Annotated in this window: 14 protein-coding genes; 5 read left to right on the forward strand and 9 right to left on the reverse strand. The window is 69.2% G+C overall.

From position 1 onward, the window contains the following. Window positions 1-241: 241 nt before the first annotated feature. Window positions 242-1,900, forward strand: coding sequence for a hypothetical protein (locus GQS65_RS05530; protein ID WP_158203673.1), 1,659 nt, complete (start codon window positions 242-244; stop codon window positions 1,898-1,900). A gap of 147 nt (window positions 1,901-2,047) precedes the next feature. On the opposite strand, the gene surE is transcribed toward GQS65_RS05530, so the two are convergent. Then, a complete protein-coding gene (gene surE, locus GQS65_RS05535) occupies window positions 2,048-2,815 on the reverse strand; it encodes a 5'/3'-nucleotidase SurE (RefSeq protein WP_158203674.1) in 768 nt (255 codons plus the stop codon). Between the two features lie 84 nt (window positions 2,816-2,899). Here surE and GQS65_RS05540 point away from each other — a divergent pair, with 84 nt between their 5' ends. Further along, on the forward strand, window positions 2,900-3,424 hold the full coding sequence (locus tag GQS65_RS05540) for a hypothetical protein (protein ID WP_158203675.1): 525 nt from the start codon (window positions 2,900-2,902) through the stop codon (window positions 3,422-3,424). A 40-nt stretch (window positions 3,425-3,464) separates the two neighbouring features. Here GQS65_RS05540 and GQS65_RS05545 read toward each other — a convergent pair whose 3' ends face one another. From GQS65_RS05545 to GQS65_RS05555, 3 genes are read right to left on the reverse strand one after another with little or no spacing between them, the layout of a single operon-like run. Further along, window positions 3,465-4,181, reverse strand: coding sequence for an SDR family NAD(P)-dependent oxidoreductase (locus GQS65_RS05545; protein WP_158203676.1), 717 nt, complete (start codon window positions 4,179-4,181; stop codon window positions 3,465-3,467). Window positions 4,182-4,219: 38 nt separating this feature from the next. After that, on the reverse strand, window positions 4,220-5,746 hold the full coding sequence (locus GQS65_RS05550) for a methyltransferase domain-containing protein (protein ID WP_368279864.1): 1,527 nt from the start codon (window positions 5,744-5,746) through the stop codon (window positions 4,220-4,222). After that, window positions 5,743-6,588, reverse strand: coding sequence for a prephenate dehydrogenase/arogenate dehydrogenase family protein (locus tag GQS65_RS05555; RefSeq protein WP_158203677.1), 846 nt, complete (start codon window positions 6,586-6,588; stop codon window positions 5,743-5,745). The genes GQS65_RS05550 and GQS65_RS05555 overlap by 4 nt, the downstream gene beginning before the upstream one ends. A 134-nt stretch (window positions 6,589-6,722) precedes the next feature. Here GQS65_RS05555 and GQS65_RS22275 point away from each other — a divergent pair, with 134 nt between their 5' ends. Further along, window positions 6,723-6,881 (forward strand): DUF7563 family protein, encoded by a 159-nt coding sequence (locus tag GQS65_RS22275; protein WP_449271788.1) that lies wholly within the window; start codon window positions 6,723-6,725, stop codon window positions 6,879-6,881. Between the two features lie 49 nt (window positions 6,882-6,930). Here the strand turns inward: GQS65_RS22275 and GQS65_RS05560 are convergent, their stop codons facing one another. The 4 genes from GQS65_RS05560 to GQS65_RS05575 form a co-directional block, all read right to left on the reverse strand. Beyond that, complete coding sequence (locus GQS65_RS05560; RefSeq protein ID WP_158203678.1) at window positions 6,931-7,749, reverse strand: hypothetical protein; 819 nt, start codon at window positions 7,747-7,749, stop codon at window positions 6,931-6,933. Window positions 7,750-7,842: 93 nt separating this feature from the next. Next, a complete protein-coding gene (locus tag GQS65_RS05565; RefSeq protein ID WP_158203679.1) occupies window positions 7,843-9,033 on the reverse strand; it encodes a M24 family metallopeptidase in 1,191 nt (396 codons plus the stop codon). Between the two features lie 71 nt (window positions 9,034-9,104). Then, complete coding sequence (locus tag GQS65_RS05570; RefSeq protein ID WP_158203680.1) at window positions 9,105-9,452, reverse strand: hypothetical protein; 348 nt, start codon at window positions 9,450-9,452, stop codon at window positions 9,105-9,107. Beyond that, window positions 9,449-11,989 (reverse strand): penicillin acylase family protein, encoded by a 2,541-nt coding sequence (locus tag GQS65_RS05575; protein WP_158203681.1) that lies wholly within the window; start codon window positions 11,987-11,989, stop codon window positions 9,449-9,451. Before GQS65_RS05575 ends, GQS65_RS05570 begins: the two co-directional genes overlap by 4 nt. A 134-nt stretch (window positions 11,990-12,123) precedes the next feature. Here GQS65_RS05575 and GQS65_RS05580 point away from each other — a divergent pair, with 134 nt between their 5' ends. Next, on the forward strand, window positions 12,124-13,761 hold the full coding sequence (locus tag GQS65_RS05580) for a potassium channel family protein (RefSeq protein ID WP_158203682.1): 1,638 nt from the start codon (window positions 12,124-12,126) through the stop codon (window positions 13,759-13,761). A 9-nt stretch (window positions 13,762-13,770) separates the two neighbouring features. Here GQS65_RS05580 and GQS65_RS05585 read toward each other — a convergent pair whose 3' ends face one another. Further along, window positions 13,771-14,382 carry a DUF998 domain-containing protein gene (locus tag GQS65_RS05585; RefSeq protein ID WP_158203683.1) on the reverse strand — a complete coding sequence of 204 codons (612 nt, stop codon included), beginning with the start codon at window positions 14,380-14,382 and terminating at the stop codon, window positions 13,771-13,773. A gap of 102 nt (window positions 14,383-14,484) precedes the next feature. Between GQS65_RS05585 and GQS65_RS05590 the strand changes: the two genes are divergently transcribed. After that, window positions 14,485-14,826, forward strand: a complete 342-nt coding sequence (locus tag GQS65_RS05590; protein ID WP_158203684.1) for a VOC family protein — start codon at window positions 14,485-14,487, stop codon at window positions 14,824-14,826. The last annotated feature ends 4 nt before the right edge of the window (window positions 14,827-14,830 follow it).

The following is a 14,830-nucleotide window of genomic DNA, read 5'->3' on the forward strand; positions in this document are numbered from 1 at the left end:
ACTATCGCGTCGTTAAGCTGGCGACGCGTGGCGGGAGAGACACAGCGACCGGTGTCGTCGGTGGAGACCCACGGCGTCGGTCACGGAGCCAACTCGTCGTCGGGAGCAGCCGAGCCGCGGGCAGTATCAATCGCATAACAAAGTCACGTATCGGTGAGTGTTCGGTCGAGGTGCGAGGACCACGGGCTAGTTCGGCACTCGGTATCCGAGCGCCCGAACCGACTCCTCGCCCCGTACTCCCATGAAGAACCCAGAAACCCCCGTCGGTCGACGAACGGTACTGAAAGGCATCGGTGCGAGCGCGTTGTTGGCAACAGGCGGTGCTACCCTCTCGGGGACCGCCGCGGCACAGTCCACCGATCGCTCGGCGATGTTCACGTTCACGGACGACTGTACCGGTGTCGACGTGACGCTCGGCGGCTACGACGGTCGGTACACGCTCGAAGTCCTACTAGAGAACGGCAACACCACGACCCGGAGCAAGCAGGCTCCCGCCGGCACCAGCCGGAGCTTCAGTTTCGCACGGAGCATCGTCAAAGCCCGCGTGCTGGTCGACGACACGGTCGTCGGGAGCGCGGTCTGCCCATCCGCGACCATCCAGTTCACGGACGACTGCACCGGTGTCGACGTGACGCTCGGCGGCTACGACGGTCGGTACACGCTCGAAGTCCTCCTGGAGAACGGCAACACCACGACCCGGAGCAAGCAGGCTCCCGCCGGCACCAGTCGGAGCTTCAGTTTCGCACGGAGCGTCGTCAAGGCACGAGTGAGCCTCTACGGCGTCGTCGTCGGGAGCGCGGTCTGTCCGGCCGCCGACATCCAGTTCTCCGAGGACTGCACGGGTGTCGACGTCGCCATCGACGGCTACAGCGGTCGGTACACGCTGGCCGTCGAGTTCGAGAACGGCAACACCACGACGCGGAGCAAGCAGGCCCCCGCCGGTACCAGTCGGAGTTTCAGCTTCGCCCGCCAGGTGGCGACGGCTCGCGTCGTCGTCGCCGGCGTCGTCGTCGGCAGCGCGACCTGTGAGCCGACCGACGACGACCCCGGTTCGGCGACCATCGCGTTCACCGACGACTGCACGGGCGTCGACGTGACGCGCGAGGAAGCGGACGGCGAGTTCACGCTCGAGGTCCTGCTGGACACCGGCAACACGACGACGCGAACGAAGGCCGCTCCCGCCGGGGAGACCCGGAGCTTCACGTTCGCCCGCGGTATCGTGAAGGCGCGCGTCCGTGTCGACGGCGAGATCGTCGCCAGCGCCATCTGCCCGACGCCGACGCTCACCTTCTCGGAGGACTGCACCGGAGTGACCGTCGAGATAGACGGCTACAGCGGCTGGTTCGTCCTCGAAGCCGAACTCGCGAACGGGAACACGAAGACCCGGATGAAGAAGCTCCCCGAGGACGGTTCGCGGAGCTTCACGTTCGCCCGCGCCATGACCAAGGCCCGTGTGAAGGTCCAGGGTGTCGTCCTCGGCAGCGCGACGTGCATGCCGGCCGCGGAGACGACGTACTACCAGGTCGACTTCGTCGGCGGAACGCCCGAGGAGCTGCTGGGCGAGACGCGCGACGACTTCTACAGCCCGCAGGGGCGACTCGTCCGCTACCTCCACGGGAGCACCGAGGAACCGATGATGCGACAGAGCACGCCGCCCTCGCTGTCGGCGGCCCTCGCCGACTGCGTCACCGTCGACGAGATGACCGTCGACGACATGGCCGGAACCGCGACGGTGGCGTTCACCGTCGCCGACGGCTGTGAGGAGGAACTGTCGCTCGCGTCCTACCAGAAAGACGGTCCCGGCTTCGACCCGACCGAGCTGCAGACGCTCTTCGACGGCGAGACCGACACGTACGGCCCCGGTGAGTACGAAATCACCGTTCAGCTCCCCGGCTACTGAACGCCGTTCGACCGAGACTCACGGTTCTTCCCGCCTCGCGCTCGGTGGGACGACGTGTCGCTCGGTCGTTACCGACGGTACACTCCCCGTCCGCGCTCTCTCCTGAAGCCGACCGTCCAATCGCCTCGGAACGCCTCGAAGCCTCGCTCAGAACCGCTCAGAGAGGGACGACAGCGTCTCGTGGTAGGTGACGGTGTGTGGTGCGGTCAGTGGCGAGACGCTCACCTTGCCGTCGAGGACGGCCCGTCGGTCGGTGCCGTCGGGGTCGGGGACGGTGTCGTCGTTCATCCGCTCCCAGATGCGGTCTCTGAGGTGGACGACGTCGCCCTCTCGGTCCGCGTCCATGTCGTAGAACGTCGACGGTTCGGTGACGACCATCTCGCCCGCCGCTCTCTCCGCCGTCGGTGCGTTGACGTTGAGGTAGTCGGCGATGCCGAACACGCCGTCGGCGGCCGTCTCCTCGACGAGATAGCGCGTCGCGCGGGCCGCCTCCGCGTACACCTCCGGGCCGGGGTCGTACGTCCGGAAGTCGACCTCGTCGCTGGGGACGTACATCGAGACGGCGATGGCCGGTCGCTCGAAGAACGTCGCCTCGACGGCGGCGCTGACCGTCCCCGACCGGCCGAGCGTGTACTGTCCGAGGTTCGCTCCCCGGTTACAGCCGGCGACGACGATGTCCACGTCGCTCAAGAGGGACTGGAGTCCGACGACGACGCAGTCCACGGGCGTCCCCTCCACGGCGTACCCCAGGTCGTGTTCTCGGACGTCGACACGCGTCGAGAGCCGCCGCCCGACGGCGCTCTGGTCGTCCGCCGGGGCGACCGCAGTCACCTCGGCGACGTCGTCGAGTGCGTCGTAGAGCGCCCGAAGCCCGGCCTCGTCGATACCGTCGTCGTTCGTGAGGAGGACGTGCATGGCGGGCGGACGGTCCGGGATGCGAAAACTCCACCGACGTGTGTAGCCGGCAGGGCTTTTCGTGGCGACCCGCAAACACGCCCGATGCGACGAGCAGCCGCGACGGTTCTCGGCGTCGTCGTCGTCCTCTTCGCTGGACTCACGGCGGGCGTGGTCCTCGGGATGGTCGACGTGACACCCCCGCTCGTGGACGATTCGTCGGCCGAGACGACGGCCACACCACAGGCCGACCTCCGGACCGACGGGGCCGGAGACGGACCCGGGACGTCGAGCGACGACCACGGATACGCGATGAGCGTCGACCGCATCGAGTCGTGCGGACCGACCTGCCGGGACGTGACCGCGACCATCACGAACACCGGGGACGGCCCACGTGAGAACGTCAGCGTCGTCACGCGTGTCTCCACCGGTGGTGAACAGGTCTGGAGCGGGTCACAGGACGTCGGCACGCTCGCCCCCAGCGAATCCCACACCACCACCGAGCGCGTCGAGTTGGGCTCCCTCGACGGCCTCCGCGTCGAACGCAACGACGGCTACGTCACCGTCGAGACGACGGTTCGGTCGGACTCGGGGACGACGACGTTCGCCGAGCGACGACGGGTCGGCTGAACCCGGACCCCTCGTCGGCCGCTCGCTCCACTCGGCCCCCTCACGAGAACACCCGCTCTCTGAGGCCGTGGGGCATCGCGCGGATCAGCCACCCGACGAGTCGCCAGCGCCGGGTGACGTAGGCGTGGCGACGGCCCGCCTCCGCTGCCCGGAGAATCTGTCGCGCGGCCGTCTCCGGGGAGGCCTTCCAGAAGTCGCCGAACGCCATCTCCGTGTCCACGTAGCCCGGTTTGACGTCCACGACCGCGACGTCGGCGTCACGGCCCGTCGCCCACGCACGCAGACCGTCGCAGTAGTTCGAGACGAACGCCTTCGACGCGCTGTACGCCGGCGACGCGCCACCGCCGAACAGCGCGGCCACCGAGGAGATGCCGACGAGCGTGCCGTGTCCCTGCTCGTCGAACGTCGCCATCGCCGTCGTCGCCAGCGCGGCGAACCCCTGTGCGTTGACCGCCAGCGTCTCACCTTCGACTGCCCAGTCCAACTCGGGGTTCGGCCGGCCGACACCCGCCGAGAGGACGACGAGGTCGACCCCGCCCATCGCGTCGACGAGCGCGTCGAACCGCTCGCGGGCCTGCTCGGTGTCGGTCACGTCCAGCGTTGCGACGTACGCTTTCGTCGGGAGGGACTCGCCGATGGCGTCGAGGCGTTCGACGCGACGGGCGGCCAGTCCGACCTCGTAGCCACGCTCTGCCAGCAGTTCCGCGAGTGCCTGCCCGATTCCCGACGACGCCCCGACGACGATAGCTCGCTCCATGTGCCCCCACCGGGCGCGACCGTCTTAGGAGTCGAGTCTCAGGCGACGCGGTCGACGACCGTCTCCCCGTCGACGACGAGGTTGTACGCCTCCTCGTCGTCGTTCCAGAGCACGAGGACGTTCTCGAACGCCAGCAGCGCGCCGTAGGGAGCCTCACCGAGCGTCCGGTTGAGCGCCGACTCGCGGGTGCAGACGGCGTAGTGGTCGACCGCCTGACTCCCGTCACCGACACGGTACAGCGGGTTCCCTTCGGCGAGGTTCGCGCTGAGTTTGAACGCCACGCAGTCGACGCGGCCGGTGACGTGGTCCTCGCTGTTCGCCAGCGGGGCGAACCGTGCGGGGTCGGGCGTGAACGCGACGCGCGTCCGGCCGTCCCGACGCAACAGCGAGTGGGCGTACTGCACGTCGACGTTGACGAACTCGCCGGGGGCGTGTTCGTCGTCGGTGTCCGGCGTCGCCTCGTCGAGACGGCGCTGGAAGTCGGGAACCGCGAGGTCCGGTCGGACCTCGAACGACCACCCGCCGTCCTCGGGCGTCCGCCACGACCAGAGACGGACCTCCGGGCCGTAGACGGTCAGGGTCGCCCCCTCGGCGCTCCCCTCGCGTTCGAGGGCACGCTCGACCGTCCGCAGACCTATCGCGGTGTTCCTGTCGGCCGGAGCGATACCGACGAGCGTCCCGTCCGCCGCGAGGACGTCGGCGTACCGCCGCGCCACCGCCGTCGGGTCGTCGAGTTCCGAGAGGACGTTCGAGAAGACGACGAGGTCGAATCCGGCCGCGTTGGCCTCGGTCGCTCCCTCCTCGCTCGCGTCGCCGGCTTCACTCCCGTCGTCGGCCCCGGTTCCCTCAGCGTCTCGGTCGGCGGCGGCGACCAGCGTCTCCGGGGCGAACGCCTCCGCCGTCTCGCGGTGGACCGTGACCCGCTGGTTTCGGCCGGCTTCGACGAGATCGTCGAAGACGGCCGCGGCGGCGCTCGGTTCGACGGCGTGGTAGTCGACCAGTGCGTCGTCGGGCAGCAGGTCGAGCAGGCCGAGCGCGGGGCCGCCGACACCTGCCCCCACGTCGAGCACCCGGAGCGGCCGCGGGAGCAGGCCGTCGCCCGCGAGTGCGCCGCCGACGTACTGCCCGACGGCGTAGTAGTCGGGGAGGTGGTAGAGCGCGTAGGCCAGTGCCGTCTCCTCGTCGTACTCGACGGGGTTCTGTCGGTAGTAGTCCTCCTTGACGCGCCGGACGATACCCCGGAGTCGGTCGCCCGACTCGCCCTCGGCCCACTCCCAGCCGTAGCGGTCGACCAGCAGGGCGTCGAGTCGTTCGGCGTACGCCTCCGGGAACGCCTCGACACGCTCGATGCGCGTCCGGACCGGGTCGTCGTCGACGGGGACGAACGTGCCGTCCTCGCGTTCGACCACGCCGAGGTCGAACTGTGCGTCACGGAGCGTCTGGCGGACGACGGCGGGGTGGGGCGTCCCCTCGACGTACTCGTGTATCTCCTCGGGGTCGACGGGCCGGACCTGCCGCAGGTAGCGGGCGTTGTCGAGGACGGCCTGTCGCTGGTCGGCGTTCACGACCGGTCACCTCCCGCCGCGTCGTCGGCCCGCTCGCTGCCGGTTCCCTCCGTCGCCGTCTCTTCGTCCTCTCGCGGCCCACCGGACCGTCCCGCTTCCTCGTAGAGCGTGGCGAACGCCTCGGGGTCGCCCCGGCTCTCGGCGACTCGCTCGGCCGCCGCTGCGAGTTCCTCGGCCCCGTCGAACGCGGCCTGGATGTCGCCGAAGACGTGGGCCGTGCTCCCGGTGATGCTCTCGACGGCCTCGAACAGCGCCGTCGAGACGTCGGTGTGGTAGCGCGGGTCGACCGCCTCGCGGACGAGTCCGTAGGCGAGGACGGCGGCGTGGGCCTTCGCCTGGACCGTCTCCATCGCCTCGTCGTGATCGGTCGCCGTCGTCTCGAACACCTCGTTGCCGGCCGCGACGAGCGCCTCCCGAATCGCGTCGGTGACGCGACCGGTCGCGTCGGGGACGGCGGCGATACGCCCCGGCGCGTTGGCCGTCGAGAACATCGGGTGCAGGGAGAGTCGTTCGTGGTCGGGGGCGTGCTCGCGCATCGCGTCGAGCGCCGGCCCCATCACGCCGGTCACGTCGACGACGGCGTGTTCGGCACGGGGGGCCTGTGCGGCGACGGCCTCCGCGACGGCGGGTATCGGAACCGCCAGCACGACGGCGTCGAACCGGTCCGTCGACTCGGGCGTCGGTGGGGGCGACACCGGGACCGTCCCGCCGTCGACTGTCGTGGCCGCTCGGTCGGCGGCGTCCGCGTCGAGGTCGGCGACGGCGACGTCGTGGCCGGCGTCGGCCAGTGTTCGGCCGACCCACGTACCCATCTCGCCCGCGCCGACGATACAGCAGTGCATGTGGGAGCGACTCCGTCGCGGGGGAAAAGGCTGTCCGAGTCCGGGTCGAACGTCGACCGTTCGGAGACTATACAGCTAGCCGAGCAACGTTTGGTGTGAACTCCCTGGACTTCTGGTAGGTTCAGACGAGACTCATGCCCCACTGTGACAACTGCAACGCCCACGTTTCGCGTCGCTTCCAGACCGTGTTCGCCGACGACCGGGGGGACCTCCTCGCGTGCCCCAGTTGCTCGCCGAACGCCGGTATCGCCGAATCCTCACGCGACCGAACGCGCGACAGGAGGAGCGACTGACCGTCGGCATCGACCGTCGGGAGACCGCACCACGGACGGCGAAGCGGCGTCATCCCAACCGTTCGCGGAGGACCGCTTCGACCGCGTCGGGGTCCTCCAGCGCGTCGAGCGCACAGTGGTACGACCCGCCCGGTAGTCGGCGCTGGAGGACGAGCGCGTCGTCCGTTCGCTCGTAGCCGACGAACCGTCCCCACGGAACGTACTGCTCCCGGACGGTACCTCGGCCGGTCACGACGACGCCCCCTTCGAGTGCGGTGTACTCCGTCGTCCGGTCGAGGACGGTCACCGCCATCAGACCGATGGCGATGCCACCGCTGAGGAGTCCCGGCGTAAGCGGCACGTCGAACAGCGTCCCCGCGAGGCCGCCCACCGAGAGGACGACGGCGGCCACGAGGTACCAGTACCGCGTTCGTCTCCGCCGAGGCTCGTCCATCGGCGCGGCCCACGTTCGGCGTTCGCGCTCCTCGGACCGACGGCGGTGCGCGTACAGGTTGTCCGCCGAGACGAACGCGACACCGCCGACGACGGCCAGTGACACCCCCACGGCGAGCGCGAGGCCGACCCACGTGTCCGGGCCGACTCCCTCGGCCGCAACGTCGAGTGCCACCGTCCCCGTCACGTCGAGTGCCACGAGGACCACTCCGACGGCGATGGGGAGCACCGGCAGGACGTAGTGGAGTCGTCGGGCGGCGAACGCGCTGGCGAGGTCACGCCACCGGGACGCGAGCAGGACGGCGACGAGACACGATACACTCTGGACGGCGATGGCCGTCGGAGGGAGGCCGGCGACGGCGGCGACTCCTGCGACGGTCAGTGCGACCCAGAGCGCCAGCAGCGGGCCGAACAGCTTCAGTGGAGGGCGGCTCATATCGGACAGTCGACGTGACTGCTGAAAAAGCGTCGGGGTGTGTCCAGATGCGAGCGCTCCACGGCCGGGAGCCTCGTTCAGTTCCGCTTCGGTCTACTCGACGACCAGTTCCTCGGGGTAGTCGGTGAAGTTCTCGTAGCCGTCCTCGGTGACGACGGCGATGTCTTCGATGCGGACGCCACCGAACTCGGGGTCGTAGAGGCCGGGTTCGACGGTGACGACGTGGCCCGGTTCCAGTTCGCCGCCGCGGGGACTGAGACTCGGCCCCTCGTGGATGTCGAGGCCGACGCCGTGGCCCGTCGAGTGGATGAACCCCGTCTCCGTGGCCTCGTCGCTCCGCAGGGTGGGCCAGCCGGCGTCCTCGTAGACGTCACAGACCGCGTCGTGGACGTCCTTGCCCGTCGCACCGGGTTCGAGCGCGTCGAACGCCGCCTCTTTGGCCTCCTGGGTGAGGTCGTACCACTCCGCGACGGTGTCGTTGGGCGTCCCCTTCACGAACGTCCGGGTCATGTCCGCGAAGTACTTCGTCTCCTTGTCCCGCGGGAAGATGTCGACGATGATGGACTCGTCTGCACGGAGCGGGCCGCTCCCCCGGTCGTGGGGGTCCGCGGCGTCCGCACCGCAGGCGACGATGGTCTCGTCGAGCGCACAGCCGTGACGGAGCAGTTCCATCTCTATCTCGCGGGTGACGCGCTCGCTGGTCAGCACCTCCCCCTCGTGGACGAGGACGCCGCTGCCGGCGTCGGTGCCCGTCTCCACCCTCGCCTCGGCGATGAGTTCCTCGGCACGCGCCATCGCACGCTCGTTGGCCGTCTGGGCCTCCGCGACGTGTTCGACCTCTTCGCTGGTCTTGACCGCCCGGATGTCGTCGACGACGCCCTCGCGTTCCGCTTCGAGGTCGACCCCCTGCGCTCGGAGGCCGTCACCGACACCGAGCGGGAACTCCTCGGGCGTGACGACGCTCTCGACGCCGTGTTCGGCGAGGAACTCGGCGGTGATGCGGTCACCGGCCTCGTCGTGGCCGTACTCCTCCAGTTTCGCGCGGTAGTCGTAGTCGGCGTGGCGAGCGACCGTCGCGGGTCGGTCGGCCTTCCGCGCACGACCGTACTCCAGACTGGAGACGAGCAGGTGTACCTCGCCGTCGTAGAGCGTCAGGAACGGGTCCGGCGCGTCGAACCCCGAGAGGTAGCGCTGGGTCGAGTCCTCGCTGTCGGCGTAGACGAGGTAGCCGCCCGCACCGCGGTCGTCGAGGAACGAATCGAGGTCGGAGAGGTCCGGTTGCATACCCGGACCCAGCGCCGCCGGCGAGAAAACAGTACTGACACCGGGTGACGATGCGCCTCGGCGACCGCTCCTCAGCCGAGTCCCCGAACCATCGCCGCCAGCGTCGGCAACACGAGCGTCGCACCGAGCGCCAGCCACGTCAGTTGCCCGGCGACGGCGAACTGCCCGAGCGCCCCGAACAGCCAGAGGTACGCGAGGAACGCCGCGAGCACCGCGATACCGAAGTAGAGGCCGTACTGCACCGCCCGCCAGAAGGAGGGGGCGAGGACGCCCAGCAGGAGGCCGCCGACCACGAGGCCGACCCAGTGGACGGCCGTCACCGCGAGGCCGACGAGGAACGTGAACACGACGAGCACGTCCGAGTACTCACCCGTCCGGAGTGCGTCGCGCAGTCGCCCGGTCTTCGCGGCGTCGCTCATCGCTGCCCTCCGTCCTCGGCGTCCGCACCGGCGTCGCCGTCACTGCCGTCATCTCCACCGGAGGCAGTGAACCGGATGTCAACCGCGCCGGCGTCGTCGAAGTCCATCGGCTTGTACTCGCCCTCGGCCCACTCGTCGAGTTGGTCGTGGTAGTGCGGCGAGAACGGGTTACCGGACTGGCCACCGGGGATGACACCCGACGACTCCCCGTCGAACGTCGAGACCATGCGCCAACTCGACCCGGCCTGCATCGACCCCTCGGTGCGGAAGTTGAAGACGGTGAACGGCGACCCGTCCATCGCCCGCTCGGGGTAGTCGAGGTAGCCCACCGGGAACGGGTGGTTCAGGTCCAGTCGGTTGTAGTCGCCGTAGGTCTCCCAGCCGTTCTCGTCGGCGCGGGCCTTCGCACGTTCCATCGCCTCTGCGTAGGCGTCGGCGCGCGTCTCGCGCTCGTCGGTCCGGACGTCGTCGAACCACTCGCTGTCCTCCGGCAACGTCTGGACGACGTAGAGGTGTGGGTAGTAGCCCTCGTCCAGCCCTTTCGGGTGGTACTCGTCGTAGAACGTGGCGTTCCTGACCTCCTGGCGGAAGAGCGCGAACGCGAGCGCCGCCTCCGAGTCGGCGGTCATGTTGTAGTCCCACGATTCGAGGCTATCGGCCCACTCGCGGGTGTCCTCGTCCATCGCACTCCGGCTATCGAGGACGCCGGGGACGAACCCCTCGGCGGCCGTCGAGTAGACGTCGCGCTGCATCGTCCGCATGAACTCGGCGTCCATCGGTTCGCCCGACTCGGCACGCCGGTCGAGCAGTTCGTAGATGCGCTCTCCCCTGTATGGGTCGGCGTAGCGACCGCTCGTCGAGAGGTAGAACCCCGGCTGGTCGGCCGTGCGCTGGTTGGCCGTGGCGATGTAGTCCGCCCCGAACACGTGGGGCACCTGCTCGTAGGGGACGAACCCCTCCCACGAGGACTGACCGAACGGCGTGAACCCACGCCACTCGCCCTCGCCCGCAGAGCCGTCGAACACGCGGTCACCGCGGACGACTTCGCCGTCACCGGACTGCGTCCGGTTGCCAGACGAACTCCGTTCGTCGCTGTCGGTGTAGCGGTACGGGTACTTCCCCGTCGCTCGGTAGAGCGTCCCGCCGTCCCTGTCCGCTGCCACGAGGTTCTGAGTCGGCGAGTCGAAGTCGCGTGCGGCCTCCTCGACGTCGTCGACCGTCTCGGCGCGGTTGAACCCCCAGATAGCGAGCGCCTCCTTCGTGCCCGTCATCCCGGTCCACGCGACGCCGACGCCGACCGGACCGTCGGGCGTCTCACGTTCGAGGTACGCGCCGTGGACCGTCTTCCGAACGGTGACGGTCACGTCCTCGCCGCCGCTGACCTGGATGGTCTGCTGTTCGGTCTCGAACGCGCGTTCCTCGCCGTCGTAGACGTAGGTGTCGTTCGAGGGCGTCTCGTAGGTGTAGAGGTCGGTCACGTCCGCGCCGACGTTCGTCACTCCCCACGCGACGTTCCGGTTCTGGCCGATGATGACGCTCGGGACACCGGGGAACGTCACCCCGCGCACGTCGTAGCCGTCGTCGCCGGTCAGGTGGAGGCGCATCTCGTACCAGACCGGCGGCACGGTCAGCGTCAGGTGGGGGTCGTTGGCGAGTAGCGGTTGCCCACTGGCCGTCTGGTTGCCCGAGACGACCCAGTTGTTCGACCCGATGCCCGGTTCGCGCTGGAAGTCACGCAGGGACTCGTAGAGCGCGTCGTAGGCCGCGAGGTCGGTCCGGTTCGACGTGTTCGCAGTCGGGGCGTCCCACTCGGTGCGGAGGACGGGACTGTCGTGGGCCAACTGGTCGGGGTAGAGTTCGCTCGTCGCCTCGGTGCCGAGTTTCGAGTCGAGGACGCCCGCCTCCAGGTCGCGGAAGTCCCCCGACAGCGACCACGAGATCTGCTTGTCGACGAGGAGTGTCGCCGTGGGCGTCCACGGCTCCGGTTCGTAGTCGTTCAGGCGGAACTCGACGGGGAGCGGTTCGGTCGCCCGGTAGCGGTTGACGCCGTCGGTGTAGGCCCGAACCAGCGGTCCGTACTCGGTGTCTTCGAGCGCTTCCCACGAGGCTTCGGCCGCCCCCTGGAAGTCCATCTGCCGGTAGAAGCGGTCCGACTCCACCGCCTGCTCGCCGACGGCCGCCGAGAGGTTGCCGGCCATCAGACGGCGCTGGAGGTCCATCTCCCACAGTCTGTCGCGGGCCTGGACGTAGCCGACGGCGTAGTACAGCGCCGCCTCGTCGTCGGCCTCGATGTGGGGGACGCCGTCGGCGTCGTAACTGACGGTCGCCTCGCCGTACGGGTTCTCGACGGTCGTCTCGCCGGAGAGCGCGTCGCCGGCGGCGCTCCCGACGCCGTCACCACCGTCGCTCACGCCGCTCCACGCGGCACCGCTGAAGGGCGCAGCGAGCGAGAGGTAGCTCCCGCCGAACACCCCGGCGGTGACCAAGAGGACGGCGGCGACCACCGCGGCCGCCACCTGTATGGGGTTTCGTGACATACACTCACGGGAACAGGAGGGCGGTTAAGCGTTCCGTCGTGTCGGCTCGTTCGCGGTGCAGTCGGCCGAAGACGGCGAGAATCACCGCCGGAGAGTCCCAACGGTTTTGTCCTCCTCAACGGCAGTTACGGGCGATGGACAAGTGGACGCGACGGACGGTCAAGTACATGGCGGGGCTGTTCGCCGTTATTCTCGTCTACGCGGCCGTCTACGACTACGGGATGACCGCCTTCGACGGCCGACCGCGGACGTTCCTCGAAGCCCTCCAGGTCGTCGTCGAGACGTTCACGACGACCGGATTCGGCTCCGACGCCCAGTGGGAGAGCTGGCAGATGCAGGCACTCATCATCGTGATGGATCTGACGGGCGTGTTCCTCATCTTCCTCGCGTTGCCCACGCTCGTCTTCCCGCTGTTCGAGGAGGCGCTCTCGACGGCCGCGCCGACGAGCGTCGACCGGGTCGGTCACGTCGTCATCGCGGGCTACACCCCTCGTGGGCGAGCGCTCATCCGAGAACTCGACGCGCGAGACATCCCGTACGTCGTCGTCGAACCCGACCGCGACCGGGCGGCCGACATCTACGAGACCGACACGACCGTCGTCCACGGCGACCCCGAGAGCGTCGAGGTGTACGGCGACCGCGTCAACCTCGGAGACGCCCGTGCGCTCGTCGCGGACGTCGACGACGCCACCAACGCCTCCATCGCGCTCACTGCCACTCAGGTCTGTGACACGCCGGTCATCACGTTCGTCGAGGAGCCGTCCCAGAAGGAGTACCACAGTCTGGCCGGCGCATCGGAGGCGTTCTCGCCCCGCCAGTTGGTCGGTGAGAGCCTCGCCACGAAGGTCACCTCGGGTGTCACCTCGGACCTGGACGACGCCATCGAGATCGGTGACGGCTTCGACGTCGTCGAACTCCCGGTCGAGTCGGGGAGCGAACTCGACGGGGTCAGCGTCGCCGAGAGCGGCATCCGTGAACGGACCGGGGCGAACATCGTCGGCGCGTGGTTCCGCGGCGAGTTCGTCTCGCCACCTTCGCCGGACGCGGTCGTCGACGAACAGACCATCCTGCTCGTCGCCGGTCAGGAGGAACAACTGGAGGGACTGAAGCGACTCACGCGCTCCGAACAGCGCCGGCGGCGCCGTGGCCACGTCGTCGTCGCGGGGCTCGGTATCGTCGGCACCACCGTCGAGCGAGCCATCGAAGACTCGGACCTCGGTCTGCCGCAGGTGACCGTCGACCGCGACCCCGCGAAGGACGCGGACGTGACCGGGGACGTCACGGACGCCCACGTCCTCCGGGAGGCGGGTGTCGGGGCGGCCGGGACGGTCATCCTCTCGCTCCCGAACGACACCGTGACCGTCTTCGCTACGCTCGTCGTCCGGGAGTTGAACCCGGAGATCGAGATCGTCGCCCGCGCCGAGTCCCAGGAGAGCGTCAGGAAACTCTACCGTGCCGGTGCGGACTACGTCCTCTCGCTGGGGACCGTCAGCGGTCGGATGCTCGCCTCGACCATTCTCGACGAGGAGGTCATCACGTTCGACCAGCAGGTCGAACTCATCCGCACGGGGCCGGGAGACCTCACCGGCCGGACGCTCGGCGAAGCCGACGTTCGACGGAAGACCGGCTGTACCGTCGTCGCCGTCGAACGCGACGGCGCGCTGGTCTCCGACCTCGGTCCGGACTTCAGACTCCAGCGTGGTGACGAACTCGTCGTGGCCGGGACGGACGACGACATCGTGACGTTCTCCGCGCTGGTCGGCGACGAGTGAGGGGTCGCGTCAGAACAACCGGAACGCCGTCGCCGTCGTCCAGCCACCGAGTGCGAGCGCCCCGACGATTTCGGGGAGCGCGAGCGAGAGACCGGTCGGGGCGAAGACGGCGACGTACACGACCCACGTCAGGAGGTTGAGCAGGCCGAGACCGACCGTCGTCGCCCCCACACGACGGTCACCGGCCAGCAGGTTCCCGCCGCCGTAACACCACATCGACACCGACAGCAGGAGGTAGAACGACACCGCCGCCGGGAAGTGCCACTCGGTCCCCATCGGGAAGCCGCCGACGAGCGCCATCGCCACGCCGGTCAGTGCGAACGCTCCCCCACCGACCGATTCGAGGCGGTTACGAGCGGTGCCGACGAGACGCGCGGCGAACGGCAGCGAGACGAGCCCACCGAGAATCAGGCCGTAGTTGAACAGCGGGCGGGTCGGTTCGCCCGAACTCCCGAGGAACGAGAGCGGTTCGCTCGTCCACGTGAACGTCGGCGAGAGCACCGTTGCGAGGAAGATGGCACCGAGTGCGATGGTCGGTGCGAGGACGCCCGCCGCCGTCGTGACCTGCTCGGCGGGCGTCTCGGCGCTCGCCCGGCGGCGTGTACCGTCGTGTGTTCCCATGACACGAAGCGGAGTCGCGCCTGCGGCACATCGGTTACGGTTCGCCGTCCGGTACGGGTCACCGCCGGAACGGTTTAGCGGCCGGCACGCGCGAACCGCGATATGGGACTCGTCTTCTTCCGAACCACGGCGCTCGCAGACCTCGTCGCGTTCTACACGGACGTCGTCGGGGCGCGTGTCTGGCACGAGCAACCGGCCTGTACCATCCTCGAACACGGCGCGTTCCGCGTGGGGTTCTGCGACGGCGACGAGACGGAGACCGACGGGGTACTCACGTTCGTCTACCCGAACCGGGCGGGCGTCGACGCGGCCCACGAGCGCCTCCACGACCACGGCGTCGACACTGACGGCGACCCCAGGTTCAACGAGCGGTACGACATCTACCAGTTCTTCGCCGAGGACCCCGACGGCCGGACCGTCGAGTTCCAGACGTTCGAGCACTGACCCC

Origin of the sequence: Halomarina oriensis, assembly GCF_009791395.1 — an archaeon.
In the GTDB taxonomy this organism is placed as follows: Archaea; Halobacteriota; Halobacteria; order Halobacteriales; family Haloarculaceae; genus Halomarina; species Halomarina oriensis.